This window comes from Streptomyces sp. SM1 (assembly GCF_002910825.1).
Taxonomy (GTDB): Bacteria; Actinomycetota; Actinomycetes; order Streptomycetales; family Streptomycetaceae; genus Streptomyces; species Streptomyces okerensis.
This window is the reverse complement of the sequence record NZ_NEUB01000885.1, coordinates 1-16,181: the sequence shown is the minus strand read 5'-3', so window position 1 is coordinate 16,181 and position 16,181 is coordinate 1. Positions and strand designations below refer to the sequence as shown.

The window sequence follows — 16,181 nt, the reverse complement described above, 5'->3', positions numbered from 1 at the left end:
GTGTCCGAGGGCACCCTCACCGGCACCACCGTCGCCCTCCAGGGCCAGACCATCACCCTGGGCCGGGCGCACGACAGCACGATCGTGCTGGACGACGACTACGCCTCCAGCCGCCATGCCAGGATCTACCCGGACCGCGACGGCCAGTGGATCGTCGAGGACCTGGGCTCCACCAACGGCACCTACCTGGACCGGACCCGGCTGACGACCCCCACACCGATTTCGCTGGGCGCACCGATCCGCATCGGCAAGACCGTCATCGAGCTGCGGAAGTAGTGCTACACCAATGAATGAGCGCGAGCGGAGCGAGCACGCAGTGGGGGTCCCCACCCAGGGCCCCGGCGCGCTCCCGACCGGAGGGTGGGCAGTGTGGCTCGACACGACCGGCTGTACCCGGAGCCGACGGGCGAGGTGCGCATGAGTCTGTCACTGCGCTTCGCCGCCGGATCGCACAAGGGGATGATCCGGGAGGGCAACGAGGACTCCGGTTACGCCGGTCCCCGCCTGCTCGCCATCGCCGACGGCATGGGCGGCGCCGCGGCCGGTGAGGTCGCCTCCTCCGAGGCGATCTCCACCATCGTCGCGCTCGACGACGACGTCCCCGGCTCCGACCTGCTGACCTCCCTCGGCACGGCCGTCCAGCGGGCCAACGACCAGCTGCGCATGATGGTCGAGGAGGATCCCCAGCTCGAGGGCATGGGCACCACCCTGACCGCCCTGCTGTGGACCGGCCAGCGCCTCGGCATGGTGCACGTCGGCGACTCCCGCGCCTACCTCCTGCGTGACGGCGTCCTCACCCAGATCACCCAGGACCACACCTGGGTGCAGCGTCTGGTCGACGAGGGCCGGATCACCGAGGAGGAGGCCACCACCCACCCGCAGCGCTCCCTGCTCATGCGGGCCCTCGGCAGCGGCGAACACGTCGAACCCGACCTGTCGATCCGCGAGGTCCGGGCCGGTGACCGGTACCTGATCTGCTCCGACGGTCTGTCCGGCGTGGTCTCCCACCAGACCCTCGAGGACGCTCTGGCGAGCTACCAGGGCCCCGAGGAGACCGTCCAGAACCTGATCGAACTGGCACTGCGCGGCGGCGGTCCCGACAACATCACCGTGATCGTCGCCGACGTCCTGGACCTGGACACCGGGGACACCCTCGCCGGGCAGCTCTCCGACACCCCGGTCGTGGTCGGCGCCGTCGCCGAGAACCAGAACCAGCTCCACGACAACGGCATCATGCAGACCCCCGCCGGCCGCGCCTCCGGCCTCGGCCGCCGGCGCGGCGGGGGCGGCGGGGGCGGCGGCGAGTTCGGACCGCCCGGCAGCGGCGACGTCACCGGCTTCATCCCCACCGACGGCTTCGACTACGGCGACGACGACTTCGTCAAACCCGCCAGGAACCGCCGGTGGCTCAAGAGGTCCGTGTACGGCCTGCTCGCGCTCGCCGTCATCGGCGGCGCCATGTACGGCGGCTGGCGCTGGACGCAGACGCAGTACTACGTCGGCACCAAGGACGAGCACGTCGCGCTCTACCGGGGCATCAGCCAGGACCTGGCCTGGGTCTCGCTCTCGAAGGTCGAGAAGGACCACCCCGAGATCGAACTCAAGTACCTGCCGCCCTACCAGCGGAAGCTGGTCGAGGCGACCATCGCCGAAGGCGACCTGTACGGCGCGCGGAAGAAGATCGAGGAGCTGGCGGTTCAGGCCTCCGCCTGCGAGAAGCAGGCCGAACGCCGCGCCGCCGAGATCGAGAAGAACGCGAAGACCGGCGAGGGCGAGGCCGGAGGCACCACGGGAACCACACCCGTCTCCTTCACGTCCAAGGCTTCACCGACACCGACCCCCTCGGGCTCGACGAAGGCCCCGGATGATTCCACGCCCCCGTCCACGACCGCACCCACTTCCAGCCCCGGCCCCAGCCTCTCGGAGGAAGAGCAGAAGGTCGTCTCGCTGTGCGGTAAGCAGTAGGCAAGCCGTGAGAGGCCCTGTCACACGATGAGCAGTACTACGAACCCGTCGACGCAGCACACGTCCACGATCGGCGCGATCGGCGCACCCAGCCGGCGCAACACCGAGCTCGCCCTGCTGGTGTTCGCCGTCGTCATCCCGGTCTTCGCCTACGCCAACGTGGGGCTCGCCCTCGACGACCAGGTGCCCGCCGGACTGCTGAGCTACGGCCTGGGACTCGGGCTGATGGCGGGCGTCGGCCATCTCGCCGTACGCAAGTTCGCCCCGTACGCGGACCCGCTGCTGCTGCCGCTGGCGACCCTGCTCAACGGCCTCGGTCTGGTCGCCATCTGGCGCCTGGACCAGTCGGACCGGCTGCAGGCGAGCCGCACGTTCGTCGAGGCGGCACCCCGTCAGCTGATGTACTCCGCGCTCGGTGTCGCCCTGTTCGTCGCCGTTCTGTTCTTGCTGAAGGACCACCGCGTCCTGCAGCGCTACACCTACATCTCCATGGCCGGGGCGCTGGTCCTGCTGCTCCTGCCGCTGGTTCCGGGCCTCGGGCACAACGTCTTCGGCGCCAAGATCTGGATCAAGATCCCCGGTCTCGGCACCCTGCAGCCGGGCGAGTTCGCCAAGATCGTCCTCGCGGTCTTCTTCGCGGGCTACCTCATGGTCAAACGCGACGCGCTGGCCCTCGCCAGCCGCCGCTTCATGGGGCTCTACCTGCCCCGCGGACGCGACCTCGGCCCGATCATCGTCGTCTGGATCATCTCCATCCTGATCCTGGTCTTCGAGACCGACCTCGGCACCTCGCTGCTGTTCTTCGGCATGTTCGTGATCATGCTGTACGTCGCCACCGAGCGGACCAGCTGGATCGTGTTCGGCCTGCTGATGTCCGCGGTCGGCGCTGTCGGCGTGGCCAGCTTCGAGCCGCACATCCAGACGCGTGTGCAGGCCTGGCTCGACCCGATGCGCGAGTTCGAACTCAGCCGCGCCGGCGTCCAGGACGGCATCGTCCACTCCGAGCAGGCCATGCAGGCCCTGTGGGCCTTCGGCTCCGGCGGCACCCTCGGCACGGGCCTGGGCCAGGGCAACTCCGACCTCATCGGCTTCGCCGCCAACTCCGACTTCATCCTCGCCACCTTCGGCGAGGAGATCGGCCTGGCCGGCGTCATGGCGCTGATCCTGCTCTACGCGCTGATCGTGGAGCGTGGCGTACGTACCGCCCTCGCCGCCCGTGACCCGTTCGGCAAGCTGCTCGCCATCGGCCTGTCCGGCGCCTTCGCGCTCCAGGTCTTCGTCGTCGCCGGCGGCGTCATGGGCCTGATCCCGCTGACCGGTATGACGATGCCCTTCCTGGCGTACGGAGGCTCCTCCGTCATCGCCAACTGGGCGCTGGTCGGCATCCTGCTGAGAATCAGCGACACCGCCCGCCGCCCGGCACCCGCTCCCGCCGCCAATCCCGACGCCGAGATGACCCAGGTGGTCCGCCCGTGAACAAGCCCCTGCGCCGGGTCGCGATCTTCTGCGGCCTGCTCGTCCTCGCCCTGCTCGTCCGGAACAACTGGATCCAGTACGCCCAGGCCGACAAACTGCGCAACGACGAGAACAACCGCCGCGTGGCGATCGAGCGGTACGCCTCACCACGCGGCGACATCATCGTCGACGGCGAGCCCATCACCGGGCACAAGGCCACCAACGGCGACTTCGCGTACAAGCGCACCTACAAGAACGGCGCCATGTGGGCGCCCGTCACCGGCTTCGTCTCCCAGGCCTTCGGCGCCAACCAGCTGGAGTCCATCGAGGACGGCATCCTCACCGGCAACGACGACCGGCTCTTCTTCCGCAACACGCTCGACATGCTGACGGGGAAGAACAAGGAGGGCGGCAACGTCGTCACCACCCTCAGCGGCGCCGCGCAGAAGGCCGCCTACGAGGGCCTGAAGAAGCAGGGCGGCAAGGGTTCCGTCGTCGCCCTGGAGCCGTCCACCGGCAAGATCCTCGCCCTGGCCTCCTTCCCGTCGTACGACCCGTCCACGATCGCCGGCAACAGCCTCGACACGGACACCAAGGCGTGGGAGAAGCTGCAGAAGAAGAACAACCCCGACGACCCGATGCTCAACCGCGCGCTGCGCGAGGTCTACCCGCCCGGATCGACCTTCAAGGTCGTCACCGCGGCCGCCGCACTGGAGCACGGACTGGTCGACGACGCGGACCAGAAGACCGACACCCCGCTGCCGTGGGTCATGACGGGCACCACGACCGAGCTGAAGAACGACGGCGACCTGCCCTGCAAGGACGCCACCCTGCGCGAGGCGCTGCGGGTGTCCTGCAACACCGTCTTCGGCAAGGCCGGTGCCGACCTCGGCAACGACAAGATGCTCGAGACCGCCAAGAAGTTCGGGTTCACCCAGGAGCAGTTCGTCCCGGTCCGCGCCAGCGCCTCCGTGTTCTCCGAGAACATGGAGCCCTCGCAGGTCGCGCTCTCCTCCATCGGCCAGTTCAACACCGCCGCCACCCCGCTGCAGATGGCCATGGTCACCGCCGCCATCGCCAACAACGGCACCCTGATGAAGCCGTACATGGTCGACGAACTCCAGGCCCCGAGCCTGGACACCGTCGAGAAGACCGACCCGGAGACGCTGAGCGAGCCGATGTCGGCGAAGAACGCCCAGATCCTCCAGTCGATGATGGAGACGGTCGTCAACGACGGCACCGGCAAGAACGCGCAGATCGACGGCGTCACGGTCGGCGGCAAGACGGGCACGGCCCAGCACGGTGAGAACAACAGCAAGAACCCCTACGCGTGGTTCATCTCCTACGCCAAGAACAGCGACGGCAGCTCGCCCGTGGCCGTCGCGGTCGTCATCGAGGACGAGGACGCCGTGCGTGGCGACATCTCCGGCGGTGGCCTCGCGGCCCCCATCGCCAAGAGCGTGATGGAGGCGGTCGTCAAGGGCAAGCAGTGACCCCGGTCACGTCCGCTGCACATCGGTGCACGTTGCGGTACCGGTCCTGTATCGGCTGACTCACTTGGCCAGGTCACACAAAGCGAGCCGGGTACGGTATGCCCGGACGGCAGCCTCCGGCGGCACGAGATGTGCCGCCCGGGATCGACGGAGAGGGCTGGTAGGTAGCTATGGAAGAGCCGCGTCGCCTCGGCGGCCGGTACGAACTGGGCCATGTGCTCGGCCGCGGCGGCATGGCGGAGGTCTACCTCGCCCATGACACCCGTCTCGGCCGCACCGTGGCGGTGAAGACGCTGCGCGCGGACCTCGCGCGCGACCCGTCCTTCCAGGCCCGGTTCCGCCGGGAGGCCCAGTCGGCCGCCTCGCTCAACCATCCCGCGATCGTGGCGGTCTACGACACGGGCGAGGACTACATCGACGGGGTCTCCATCCCGTACATCGTCATGGAGTACGTCGACGGCTCCACGCTCCGTGAGCTCCTGCACAGCGGCCGCAAACTGCTGCCGGAGCGGACGCTGGAGATGACCATCGGCATCCTCCAGGCGCTGGAGTACTCCCACCGGGCCGGCATCGTCCACCGTGACATCAAGCCCGCCAACGTCATGCTGACCCGCAACGGCCAGGTCAAGGTCATGGACTTCGGTATCGCCCGCGCGATGGGCGACTCCGGCATGACGATGACGCAGACCTCGGCCGTCATCGGGACCGCGCAGTACCTCTCGCCGGAGCAGGCCAAGGGCGAGCAGGTCGACGCGCGTTCCGACCTGTACTCCGCCGGCTGTCTGCTGTACGAGCTGCTGACCGTCCGCCCGCCCTTCGTGGGCGACTCCCCGGTCGCGGTCGCCTACCAGCACGTCCGCGAGGAACCTCAGCCGCCGAGCGTCTTCGACCCCGAGATCACGCCCGAGATGGACGCGATCGTGCTGAAGGCGCTGGTCAAGGACCCCGACTACCGGTACCAGTCGGCCGACGAGATGCGCGCCGACATCGAGGCCTGCCTCGACGGCCAGCCCGTCGGGGCGACCGCGGCCATGGGCGCGGTCGGCTACGGCGGCTACCCGGACGACCAGCCGACGACGGCCCCGCGCCAGGGCGCGGACCCCGGTGCGGCGACCTCGATGCTGCCGCCCATGAACCCCGACGACGGCGGCTACGGCTACGACGACCGCCAGAGCCGGCGCCGCCAGCCGAAGAAGAACAACACCTCGACGATATTGCTGGTCGTGGCGGGCGTCCTGGTCCTCGTCGGCGCGATCCTGATCGGCCGCTGGGCCATCAGCGGCAGCGGCGGCGTGGGCAACGGCATCGTCGCGGCCCCGAGCTTCATCGGTGAGACGAAGGCGAGCGCCGAACAGCTCGCCGTCAACGCCGATCTCAAACTCAGCTTCGAAGAGAAGCCCTGCGAGGACCAGACCGCGGGGAAGATCTGCTCGCAGAGTGTGACGGCCGGCACGAAGGTCGACAAGGAGTCCACCATCGACCTGGTGGTCTCCACGGGGGCGCCCAAGGTGGCGGTGCCGAGCGTCGTCGGCGACAAGGTCGAGGACGCCAAGGCCGAACTCGAGGGCGAGAAGTACGAGTTCGTCGTCGAGGTCGAGGAGAAGGTGGACGCCCAGGAGCCGGGCACCGTCCTCGAGCAGAACCCGGGCCTCGGCGAAGAGGTGGAGAAGGGCACCACCATCACCCTCACCGTCGCCAAGGAGGAGGCCAAGTCCACGGTCCCGGACGTCACCAACCAGTCCTGTGACGCGGCCAAGGCGCAGATGGCGGCGAACGACCTCGCGGGCAACTGCACCGACGAGGAGACCGACGACCCGAACCTGGTCGGCAAGGTCATCCGCACCACCCCGGGAGCGAACACCCAGGTCGACAAGAACTCCCAGGTGACGATCGTCATCGGCAAGGCCAAGCAGAACGAGAAGGTCGCCGTGCCGAACGTCAGCGGCCAGACCCTCAAAGACGCCCAGAGGATGCTGCAGGAGGCCGGGCTCGCGGTCGGCAACGTCGGTCCGTCGCAGGACCCGAACTCCCGTGTCATCGCCTCCAACCCGGGCCAGGGCAACCCGGTCGACAAGGGCTCCCCGGTCGACCTGGTCACCGTGGACCAGGGAGGCAACAACGGAGGGAACGACGGCGGCATCTTCGGCGGCTCCACCGGCGGCCGGGACTGACCCGCGGGACCCCGTACGGCACACGGCAGGAGCCCCGGCCCTCTTCTCGGAGAGGACCGGGGCTCCTGCCTGTGCGGGATGTCCCGCGTCGCGTCAGCGCAGTTCCGCGGGCGGTGTCCGGTTCTCGTCCACCTTCTCGGTGCGGACCAGTTCGCCCCAGACGACGTAGCGGTACTTGCTGGTGTACACCGGCGTGCAGGTCGTCAGCGTGATGTAGTGGCCGGCCTTCTTCTTGCCGGACTCCTCCGGGATCTTCCCGAGGACGTCGACGTTGTACTTCGAGGTCTCGGGAAGGATCGCGTAGGTCTTGTAGACGTACCACTTGTCCTTCGTCTCGAAGACGATCGGGTCGCCCTTCCCGATCTTGTGGATGCCGTGGAACTTCGCGCCGTGGCCGTCCCGGTGGGCCGCGAGGGAGAAGTTGCCCTTCTTGCCGGAGGTCGGCAGGGCCGCCTTCACGGGGTCGGTGTAGTAGCCGGCGACACCGTCGTTGAGCACCTTCATCGAGGTGCCCTTCTCGACGAGGATCTCGTCACCGGTCATGGCGGGCACGTGCAGGAAGCCGATGCCGTTCCTGCTGTCGTAGGAGGCCGGACCGCCGCCCGCGCCGGCGCCGCCGCCCGGCCCCTGTTCCCAGGAGTCACGGACCTTGTCCGCCTGCTTGTCCGCCGCACGGTCGGCGACGACGTTCGTCCACCACAGCGAGTAGGCGACGAACAGGCCGAGCACCAGGCCCGCGGTGATGAGGAGTTCCCCGAAGAAGCTGACCACCATCGCCACCGGCCCCAAACGGCGACGGCGTCCCCGCGGCGGCGAGGACGCGGGCGGGTCGGTCTGCTGTGCGGTGTCGTCGGCGGTCGCTGCCACGTTTCCTCTGCCCTTAACTGACGAGCGCATCCGGCTTGCCCTTGCTGCGCGGCCGTTCCTCGACCATCTTGCCCCAGACGATCAAGCGGTACTTGCTGGTGAACTCCGGAGTGCACGTGGTCAGCGTGATGTAGCGGCCCGGCCCGGCGAAACCCGATCCCTTGGGGACCGGATCGAGGACGCTCACATTGCTCGGCGAGGTCACCGGCAGTACGGACGCCATCGTGTAGACGAAGTACTCGCCCTGCGTCTCCACGACGATCGGGTCGCCCGGCTCCAGCCGGTTGATGTACCGGAACGGCTCCCCGTGCGTGTTCCGGTGCCCGGCGAGCCCGAAGTTGCCGGCCTTCGCGTCCGGCATCGCCGTCTTCAGCGCGCCCTCCGCGTAGTGGCCCACCATGCCCCGGTCGAGCACCTTCTTGCTGTTGATGCCCTCCGCGATCGGCACCACCACGTCCAGCTTGGGAATGTGCAGCAGCGCGAAGCCCTGGCCCGGCTCGAACGCCCCGGGCTTGCGTTCGCCGTTCGCCCAGTCCTTCTGGAGATCGCTGGCCTCCTGGCCGGCCTGTGCCTGCGCCCGGATGTTCGTCCACCACAGCTGGTAGGTGACGAACAGCAGCATCAGCACACCGCAGGTGATGAACACCTCGCCGATGGCCCGGCTCGCGACGACCGCGGGGCTCGCCTTGCGGGCCCGCGCCTGCCGCCGCGCCTCCACCCGGGACAGCGGCGCCGGGGAAGCGCTCCCGGAGGCCCCTGACGGGCCCTCGCGGCCTTCGGCGGCCCCGGAGCCCTCCGCCGCCTTGTGCGAGCCCCCACGCCGCCCCTGACGCTTCCTGGCGGCCTTCCTGCGCGCCGCCCGCCCGCCGTCCGCCGGCGACGCGGATTCCTCACGCGGCGCACGCACCGGCGGTGGCTCGGGGATGCGCAGCGCCACGGTCTCCTCGTCGACCGGCGGCAGATACGTGGTGCTGTCGGAAGCGTCCCCGTAGGAGCCGGGTGCCGCCGCGCCGCCGGGGGCGCCTCCCTGAGGGCCGGGCGCCGCCGTGCTGTCGTACCAGCCGTCCCCGTACGCACCCGGCGCCCCGTACGGCTGCCCGCCGTACGGGGTGCCCTGGTCGCCGGCGCCGTAGGCGCCGGACTCGCGCTCGGGGCGCAGCGCGGTCACGCCGTGGACCTGCCCACCACCGGGGCGAGCCCCGTCGATCTCGCCACCGCTCCGTCGTCCCCGCACTCCGCCAGCCAGTTGGCCAGCATCCGGTGACCGTGCTCGGTCAGCACCGACTCGGGGTGGAACTGCACCCCCTCGACGGGCAGTTCACGGTGCCTCAGTCCCATCACCGTGCCGTCCGCCGTCCGGGCCGTGACCTCCAGCTCCGCGGGTACGGTGGCCGGCTCGGCGGCCAGTGAGTGGTACCGGGTCGCCGTGAAAGGGGAGGGCAGACCGGCGAAGACGCCCTTGCCCTCGTGCACCACCGGTGAGGTCTTGCCGTGCAGCAACTCGGGCGCGCGGTCCACCACCCCGCCGTACGCCACCTGCATCGACTGCATGCCGAGACAGACACCGAAGACCGGCACCCCGGTGGACGCGCAGTGCCGCACCATGTCCACGCAGACGCCGGCCTCCTCGGGAGTCCCGGGGCCGGGCGACAGCAGCACCCCGTCGAACCGGTCCTGGGCGTGCTCCGTCGACACCTCGTCGTTGCGCAGGACCTCGCACTCGGCGCCCAGCTGGTACAGGTACTGGACCAGGTTGAAGACGAAGCTGTCGTAGTTGTCGACGACGAGAATGCGCGCGCTCACTGGTTGTCCACCGTCACATCGTTGAAGGGCAGCAGCGGCTCGGCCCACGGAAAGACGTACTGGAAGAGGACGTAGACCACGGCGGTGACCAGCACCAGTGAGATGAGTGCCCGCACCAGTCCATTGCCCGGCAGATGCCGCCAGATCCAGCTGTACATGCCGTCCCTTCCGTCGTACCACGGCACCAGACCCACGCCGTACGCCAACAGACTAACGGCGCAACCCCTCCGATTTCCCGGCCTCCAGAGGCTGCGTGACGTCCGGACGGGGCCCGACCGTGTGTACCCACATGTACGCGGCGCGGAGCCCATCGCCTCGATCTCCGGGCATGTTCCACGTGAAACATCGGCAAGGAGCCGGCCGCCCGGAAACGGCCGCTACTCCACGGGCTTCGCGTGGTGCAGGTCGACCGTGCCCGCGTAGCCGGGCAGCGTCACCGTGCCCTCGTCCTCGACCTTCCAGCCGAGCCCGTAGACATTGACGTACACCATGTAGTTCTGGATCGCCGGTGCCTCCGAGAGCGCCTTCCTCAGCTTCTCCGGGTCTCCGACCGCGGTGATCTTGTACGGGGGTGAGTAGACGCGCCCCTGGAGGATCAGGGTGTTTCCCACGCAGCGCACCGCGCTGGTGGAGATCAGCCGCTGGTCCATGACCTTGATGCCCTCGGCGCCGCCCTGCCACATGGCGTTGACCACGGCCTGGAGGTCCTGCTGGTGGATGACCAGATAGTCGGGCTGCGGCTCGGGGTAGCCGGGGAGCTTGGCGGTGGCGTCCGGCGGGGCGTCGTTCAGGGTGACCGTGACCGCCTCACCCTTGAGCTTCTGCGTGCCGGCCCGCTCCTCCAGGGCGGCGAGCTTGTGGTCCTCCGCCTCGGTGCTGCCGTCGTCACGCTCGGCGAGGGACTCGATGTCCTCGCGCAACGCGCCGTTGGACTCGTCGAGCTCGCCGTTCTTGAGGCTGCGCTCGTGGATCAGGTCGGAGAGCTTCAGCAGCGAGGCGTCGGTACGGAGGTTGGTGCCCTTGGCCGTGTCGAAGCTGATGAAGAAGAGGAGCCCCGCCAGGGCGAAGACGCCCGCGGTGAGGATCCGCACGGGCCGGAAGCGGCGCCGGCGGGCAGGACTGGATTCCGGTCCGGGGAAGTCGGCAGAATTGCTCAACGTACCCTTATCTCCTTCGGCGCCGCGGAAGCACTACGCTAACGGACGCCCGGGAGAGCGCTCAGAGTCCCCTTGTACGCTGCTCCGAGCCCGACCCAGTTCCCTGCGCGGCCACGCAGCGCATCGACAGGAGAGACCCTCGTGCCGAAGTCACGTATCCGCAAGAAGGCCGACTACACGCCGCCGCCGGCCAAGCAGACGACCGCGCTCAAGCTGACGAACCGTTCCTGGGTCGCCCCGGTGATGCTGGCCCTGTTCCTCATCGGCCTGGCCTGGATCGTCGTCTTCTATGTCACCGACGGCTCGCTTCCCATCGACGCTCTGGGCAACTGGAACATCGTGGTGGGCTTCGGGTTCATCGCCGCCGGATTCGGCGTCTCGACCCAGTGGAAGTAGCGCTCACCGCACGGTGAGTGCCGCCCTGCCCCGGAGCCGCCCCTCAGCTCTGGGCAGGGTTATCCCCTGAGTTATCCACAGGCGTTGTCCACATGTGGACAGGAAACTCGATCTGTGGATAACCCGCTGAGGGTTGACGCCGGTGTGACAGAAATACCGGCAACCGAATGCGTGTTCGCATGCCGCCTGACCTGCATCAATGCGAGGCGAACAACCGTGCCGGAGAGCGTCCCGCACCCTATGCACAAGATCCGCCACCGTCTGTGGACAACCGTGGCGCTCAGGTAAGCTGCGCGGTCCTCAGCAGGATCATCACGAGGATCACGGCCAGCACCAGCGCACAGGTTCCGTACTGCACCAGCGCCCGCCGTTCCCGCGGCGCATGGACCATCGCGTACCCGATCACCACACCGGCGACGAGTCCCCCGATGTGCGCCTCCCAGGCGATGTTCTTCCAGCCGAAAGTGAAGATCAGGTTGATCACCAGCAGGGCGATGATCGGCCGCATGTCGTACTGGAGCCGGCGCATGAGTACGGCGGTCGCGCCGAACAGCCCGAAGATGGCACCGGACGCACCGAGCGACGCCGTGGTCCCCGCGGCCAGCAGATACGTCAGCGCGCTGCCCGCCAGACCCGAGACCAGATAGAGGGCGAGATAACGAGCCCGGCCGAGGGCCTCCTCCAGCGGTCCGCCGAGCCACCACAGACCCAGCATGTTGAACCCGATGTGCCAGATCTCCTCGTGCGCGAACATCGAGGTGAACAGGCGGTACCACTCGCCCGTCGCCACTCCCTCGGTCGGGATGTACGGCGCCGGCGGCCACTCACCGATCAGCCACAGGTCGCGGGCCAGGGGCGACCGGATCTGCACGGCGATGAACACCGCGACGTTGATCGCGAGGAGGATCTTGGTCAGCAGCCGGGGGTCGGCGGCGACCGTTCCGCCCGCGAGGGTGCGGGGCATGGAGGCCGAGGGCGAGTGCCCCGTGCCCGAACCTCCGCGGACGCACTCCGGGCACTGGAATCCGACCGAGGCGTCGACCATGCACTCCGGGCAGATCGGCCGCTCGCACCGGGTGCAGCGGACACCGGTCTCACGGTCCGGGTGGCGATAGCAGACAGGAGCGTGCTGGGCGTCCTGCGCGCTTCCGGCAGCCTGGTCGTCCATGGGATCCCCTAGGTGGTGTGGAAAAGCCCCGCCCCGCCCATCCTTACGGATGAGCGGGGCGATTGGTTCCCTTCGAAGGCTTTCGCACTCCGGGGACGAGGTGCTCAGCCCTCGCGGATCTCGACCGACTCGATCACCACGTCCTTCAGCGGACGGTCGGTGCGCGGGTTGGTCTGCATGGCCGCGATGGTGTCGATGACCTTCTGGCTCGCGGCGTCGGCGACCTCACCGAAGATGGTGTGCTTGCGGTTCAGCCACGCCGTCGGGGAGACGGTGACGAAGAACTGCGAGCCGTTCGTTCCCGGTCCCGCGTTGGCCATCGCCAGCAGGTAGGGCTTGTCGAAGCGCAGGTCCGGGTGGAACTCATCCTCGAACTGGTAGCCGGGGCCACCGGTGCCGTTACCCAGCGGGTCTCCGCCCTGGATCATGAAACCGCTGATCACCCGGTGGAAGACCGTGCCGTCGTAGAGCTTGTCCGTGGTCTTCTTACCGGTCTGGGGGTGGGTCCACTCCCGCTCGCCCTTGGCGAGCTCGACGAAGTTCTTGACCGTGATCGGCGCATGGTTCGGGAAGAGCCGGACCTCGATGTCGCCGTGATTGGTCTTCAGGGTGGCGTGGAGCTGCTCAGCCACGATGTGCCTTCCGTTGTCTTTCCGTGACGCCCTGATCCTCGCACGGACGGGGCGCCCAGTCGCCCGGCCTCCGACGACAGACCGGCAACCGGGCCGTTCCGCACGCGGAAAACAGACCCGCTCCTCCCGCGGCGGGGGCGCACGGAGACGATCCGTGGCATGGTCGACCGCAAGCTCCCGTTGCACCGGATTCATCCGCTATCGCACTCGATACCGCAATCGATCGATTCCGCCGGCACCCGTATGCCCGTCCGCACATGCCTCAGAGCGAACCGGCAGGCATGATCCGTAAAAGGGTGGAAAGTCGAAATACCGTACGCCACCGAGGAGGAGGAACCCGTGACCCGCATCGACAGCGTGCGCGCCGCGACCGGTTCGGCGAAGGACAGCGTGCTGCACGCCGCGGAAGCGGTGGCGCCCTACGCCGACACGGCCAAGGTCAGGGCCGCGCACTACGCACAGGAGGCTCGCGTACGGCTGGCGCCCAAGGTGACGCAGGCCGCCGGACAAGCCCGCGTCCAGTACGGCGCCCATGTGCAGCCCTACCTGGAACAGGCCCGGACGCATGTACCGCCGAAGGTCGACCAGGCCGCCCACCAGGCGGCCGTCCGCACCCGCACGGCCGCCCGGCAGGCGACGGACTACTCCCGGCCGGTGATCGAGCAGGCGATGGCCGCCGCCGGCCCCGCGAGGGAGGAGGCCGCGGCCCGCAGTGCGGCCGCGCTGGCCGCACTGCGGGGCCAGGTGTCGGCCGAACAGATCCAGAAGCTCGTCCGCAAGCAGCAGCGGCGGGCGCGGGCCGGCCGTGCCGCGAGGATGGCGCTGATCCTGGGCGCCGTCGCAGGGGGCGCCTTCGCCGCCTGGAAGTGGTGGGACAAGCAGGCCAACCCCGACTGGCTGGTGGAACCGCCGGCCGCGACGGATGTGTCGGACTCGGCCAGGCTGACGTCCGTGGACGGCAGCGATCTGGGCGCACTCGACCCGGAGGTCGAGGCCAAGGAGGCGGAGGAAGCCGCCAGGCGCGACGAGACCTGACCGGCAGGACCGCCGACGGCGCGGTGGGCAGAACACTCACGTGTTCTGCCCACCGCGCCGTTTCACGTGAAACAGGACCCCTCCCACCATGTTTCCGCAGGTGGGAGGGGTCCTTTCGGTGGAGCCTAGGGGAGTCGAACCCCTGACATCTGCCATGCAAAGACAGCGCTCTACCAACTGAGCTAAGGCCCCGAAGGAAAGCGTCCACCTGGAAGAACACTTCTCGGCGGGCGCCCGGAACAAGAGTACCGGGTCCCCCCGGTGGTTCCGCAAAAAGATTGGGGGTCCCCGTGACCGACCGCTCTCCGTAAGATGCTCGACGTGGTTCGCTACAGCGAACCACGGGTTCATGGGGAAGCGATGGGGAGACGCAATGGACGCCGCACAGCAGGAAGCCACCGCCAGAGCGCGGGAACTGCAGCGGAATTGGTATGGGGAGCCGCTGGGGGCGCTCTTCCGCAGGCTCATAGACGACCTGGGCCTCAATCAGGCTCGTCTGGCGGGGGTCCTGGGACTGTCCGCGCCGATGCTGTCGCAGCTGATGAGCGGCCAGCGGGCGAAGATCGGGAATCCCGCGGTGGTCCAGCGGGTGCAGCTGCTGCAGGACCTGGCGGGGCAGGTCGCCGACGGCAGCGTCAGCGCGGCCGAGGCAACCGAGCGCATGGAGGAGATCAAGAAGTCGCAGGGGGGCTCGGTGCTCAGCAACACCACGCAGACCACGAGCAGTTCGGGGGCTCCCACGGTCAAGCGGGTGGTCCGCGAGATCCAGTCCCTGCTGCGCTCGGTGGCGGCCGCCGGTGACATCATCGAGGCCGCCGACACTCTCGCTCCCACCCATCCCGAACTGGCCGAGTTCCTGCGGGTCTACGGCGCCGGCCGCACGTCCGACGCGGTCACCCACTACCAGTCCCACCAGAACTGATCTCCTGTCCGGCGGCCGGGGGGACGGCCCGGCCGCTGGAGCCGCCCGGGAAAACCGAGGCCCCGGGGGTGCCTGGTTCACGGGGGGCGCCGGGGGAGTCGTACCGCCCGTCAAGGGGGAGGGTCAGGGGGACACCGCAGGGGGAGGAGCGACGTACAGCCATGGGTGAGGTCTTCGCCGGCCGGTACGAACTGGTCGATCCGATCGGACGCGGGGGCGTCGGCGCCGTCTGGCGCGCCTGGGACCACCGCCGCCGCCGTTATGTGGCTGCCAAGGTCCTGCTGCAGAGCGACGCCCATTCACTGCTCCGGTTCGTCCGCGAGCAGGCCCTGCGGATCGATCACCCCCATGTCCTCGCTCCCACCAGCTGGGCCGCCGACGACGACAAGGTCCTGTTCACCATGGATCTGGTCGCCGGAGGTTCCCTGGTCCATCTGGTCGGTGACTACGGACCGCTGCCGCCGGCGTTCGTCTGCACCCTGCTCGACCAGTTACTGGCGGGGCTGGCCGCGGTGCACGCGGAAGACGTCGTGCACCGCGACGTCAAACCCGCCAACGTGCTCCTGGAGGCCACCGGTACGGGCAGGCCACGGCTGCGGCTGTCCGACTTCGGCATCGCGATGCGGCTGGGCGAACCCCGGCTGACCGAGACCAATCTGGTGGTGGGGACGCCGGGTTATCTCGCGCCGGAGCAGCTGATGGGTTCCGAACCGGACTTTCCCTCCGACCTGTTCGCCACGGGCCTCGTCGCGCTGTATCTGCTGGAGGGCGCCAAACCGGACGCCAAGGCCCTCATCCAGTACTTCGCCGACCACGGCACGCCCGGAGCTCCCCAGGGCATCCCGGAGCCGCTGTGGCAGGTCGTGGCCTCGCTGCTCCAACCGGATCCGCAGGCGCGGTTCCGCACGGCCACGGGGGCCCGCAAGGCGCTCGCCGCAGCAGCGGAGCTGCTGCCGGAACCCGGCCCCGACGACGAACTGATCGAGATTTTCGACCAACTCGGCCCGCTGCCCCCGGGCTTCGCCGCGGACGGTCCGCTGACCAGGGCGTCGGGTCTGCGACCGGGCGACGACGGTGCGTCCGTGTCCCGCCGGGGGCACGGGGTCGGGGCGGGCCC

Annotated in this window: 16 protein-coding genes and 1 tRNA gene; 9 read left to right on the top strand and 8 right to left on the bottom strand. The window is 69.0% G+C overall.

The features are described from left to right. The 5 genes from B9S61_RS29805 to pknB form a co-directional block, all read left to right on the top strand. The coding region (locus tag B9S61_RS29805; protein ID WP_146064984.1) for an FHA domain-containing protein at positions 1–276 on the top strand (276 nt) is incomplete at its 5' end. 141 nt (positions 277–417) lie between these two features. Continuing rightward, entirely contained in the window at positions 418–1,965 is a 1,548-nt protein-coding gene (locus tag B9S61_RS29800; RefSeq protein WP_103545022.1) for a Stp1/IreP family PP2C-type Ser/Thr phosphatase, read from the top strand. Positions 1,966–1,992: 27 nt separating this feature from the next. Continuing rightward, positions 1,993–3,441 (top strand): FtsW/RodA/SpoVE family cell cycle protein, encoded by a 1,449-nt coding sequence (locus B9S61_RS29795; protein ID WP_103545021.1) that lies wholly within the window; start codon positions 1,993–1,995, stop codon positions 3,439–3,441. Beyond that, positions 3,438–4,913, top strand: a complete 1,476-nt coding sequence (locus tag B9S61_RS29790) for a penicillin-binding protein 2 (RefSeq protein WP_103545020.1) — start codon at positions 3,438–3,440, stop codon at positions 4,911–4,913. Before B9S61_RS29795 ends, B9S61_RS29790 begins: the two co-directional genes overlap by 4 nt. A 170-nt stretch (positions 4,914–5,083) precedes the next feature. Next, on the top strand, positions 5,084–7,084 hold the full coding sequence (gene pknB, locus B9S61_RS29785) for a Stk1 family PASTA domain-containing Ser/Thr kinase (RefSeq protein WP_103545019.1): 2,001 nt from the start codon (positions 5,084–5,086) through the stop codon (positions 7,082–7,084). A gap of 93 nt (positions 7,085–7,177) precedes the next feature. Here the strand turns inward: pknB and B9S61_RS29780 are convergent, their stop codons facing one another. From B9S61_RS29780 to B9S61_RS29760, 5 genes are all read right to left on the bottom strand, one after another. Continuing rightward, positions 7,178–7,951: a class E sortase gene (locus B9S61_RS29780; protein WP_258039916.1), complete on the bottom strand. Its 774-nt coding sequence runs from the start codon at positions 7,949–7,951 to the stop codon at positions 7,178–7,180. Positions 7,952–7,964: 13 nt separating this feature from the next. Further along, positions 7,965–9,119 carry a class E sortase gene (locus B9S61_RS29775; protein WP_103545017.1) on the bottom strand — a complete coding sequence of 385 codons (1,155 nt, stop codon included), beginning with the start codon at positions 9,117–9,119 and terminating at the stop codon, positions 7,965–7,967. Beyond that, positions 9,116–9,754: an aminodeoxychorismate/anthranilate synthase component II gene (locus B9S61_RS29770; RefSeq protein ID WP_103545016.1), complete on the bottom strand. Its 639-nt coding sequence runs from the start codon at positions 9,752–9,754 to the stop codon at positions 9,116–9,118. Before B9S61_RS29770 ends, B9S61_RS29775 begins: the two co-directional genes overlap by 4 nt. Further along, complete coding sequence (locus B9S61_RS29765; protein ID WP_181007601.1) at positions 9,751–9,912, bottom strand: hypothetical protein; 162 nt, start codon at positions 9,910–9,912, stop codon at positions 9,751–9,753. Before B9S61_RS29765 ends, B9S61_RS29770 begins: the two co-directional genes overlap by 4 nt. Before the next feature lie 219 nt (positions 9,913–10,131). Further along, positions 10,132–10,911 carry a DUF881 domain-containing protein gene (locus B9S61_RS29760; RefSeq protein ID WP_103545014.1) on the bottom strand — a complete coding sequence of 260 codons (780 nt, stop codon included), beginning with the start codon at positions 10,909–10,911 and terminating at the stop codon, positions 10,132–10,134. Positions 10,912–11,052: 141 nt separating this feature from the next. Between B9S61_RS29760 and crgA the strand changes: the two genes are divergently transcribed. Then, positions 11,053–11,307 (top strand): cell division protein CrgA, encoded by a 255-nt coding sequence (gene crgA, locus B9S61_RS29755; RefSeq protein ID WP_103545013.1) that lies wholly within the window; start codon positions 11,053–11,055, stop codon positions 11,305–11,307. Between the two features lie 280 nt (positions 11,308–11,587). Here crgA and B9S61_RS29750 read toward each other — a convergent pair whose 3' ends face one another. Both B9S61_RS29750 and B9S61_RS29745 read right to left on the bottom strand, forming a co-directional pair. Then, the gene (locus tag B9S61_RS29750) at positions 11,588–12,475 is read right to left on the bottom strand and encodes a rhomboid family intramembrane serine protease (RefSeq protein ID WP_103545012.1); all 888 of its coding nucleotides are present in this window, start codon (positions 12,473–12,475) and stop codon (positions 11,588–11,590) included. 104 nt (positions 12,476–12,579) lie between these two features. Beyond that, positions 12,580–13,107: a peptidylprolyl isomerase gene (locus B9S61_RS29745; protein ID WP_103545011.1), complete on the bottom strand. Its 528-nt coding sequence runs from the start codon at positions 13,105–13,107 to the stop codon at positions 12,580–12,582. Between the two features lie 339 nt (positions 13,108–13,446). On the opposite strand from B9S61_RS29745, the gene B9S61_RS29740 reads away from it, so the two are divergent. Beyond that, complete coding sequence (locus tag B9S61_RS29740; RefSeq protein ID WP_103545010.1) at positions 13,447–14,142, top strand: DUF5324 family protein; 696 nt, start codon at positions 13,447–13,449, stop codon at positions 14,140–14,142. A gap of 119 nt (positions 14,143–14,261) precedes the next feature. Here the strand turns inward: B9S61_RS29740 and B9S61_RS29735 are convergent. Next, a tRNA-Ala gene (locus B9S61_RS29735) sits at positions 14,262–14,334 on the bottom strand. Between the two features lie 181 nt (positions 14,335–14,515). On the opposite strand from B9S61_RS29735, the gene B9S61_RS29730 reads away from it, so the two are divergent. Further along, positions 14,516–15,064, top strand: a complete 549-nt coding sequence (locus tag B9S61_RS29730; RefSeq protein ID WP_103545009.1) for a DNA-binding protein — start codon at positions 14,516–14,518, stop codon at positions 15,062–15,064. Positions 15,065–15,225: 161 nt separating this feature from the next. Then, positions 15,226–16,181: serine/threonine-protein kinase (locus tag B9S61_RS29725; RefSeq protein WP_146064983.1), on the top strand; the 956-nt coding region annotated here is incomplete at its 3' end.

Excerpts from the sequence above, each read along its gene's own strand:
- B9S61_RS29800 (WP_103545022.1), top strand. The coding sequence starts at position 418 with ATGAGTCTGTCACTGCGCTTCGCCGCCGGATCGCACAAGGGGATGATC.
- B9S61_RS29795 (WP_103545021.1), top strand. The coding sequence starts at position 1,993 with ATGAGCAGTACTACGAACCCGTCGACGCAGCACACGTCCACGATCGGC.
- pknB (WP_103545019.1), top strand. The coding sequence starts at position 5,084 with ATGGAAGAGCCGCGTCGCCTCGGCGGCCGGTACGAACTGGGCCATGTG.
- B9S61_RS29765 (WP_181007601.1), bottom strand. The coding sequence starts at position 9,912 with ATGTACAGCTGGATCTGGCGGCATCTGCCGGGCAATGGACTGGTGCGG.
- B9S61_RS29750 (WP_103545012.1), bottom strand. The coding sequence starts at position 12,475 with ATGGACGACCAGGCTGCCGGAAGCGCGCAGGACGCCCAGCACGCTCCT.
- B9S61_RS29730 (WP_103545009.1), top strand. The coding sequence starts at position 14,516 with ATGGACGCCGCACAGCAGGAAGCCACCGCCAGAGCGCGGGAACTGCAG.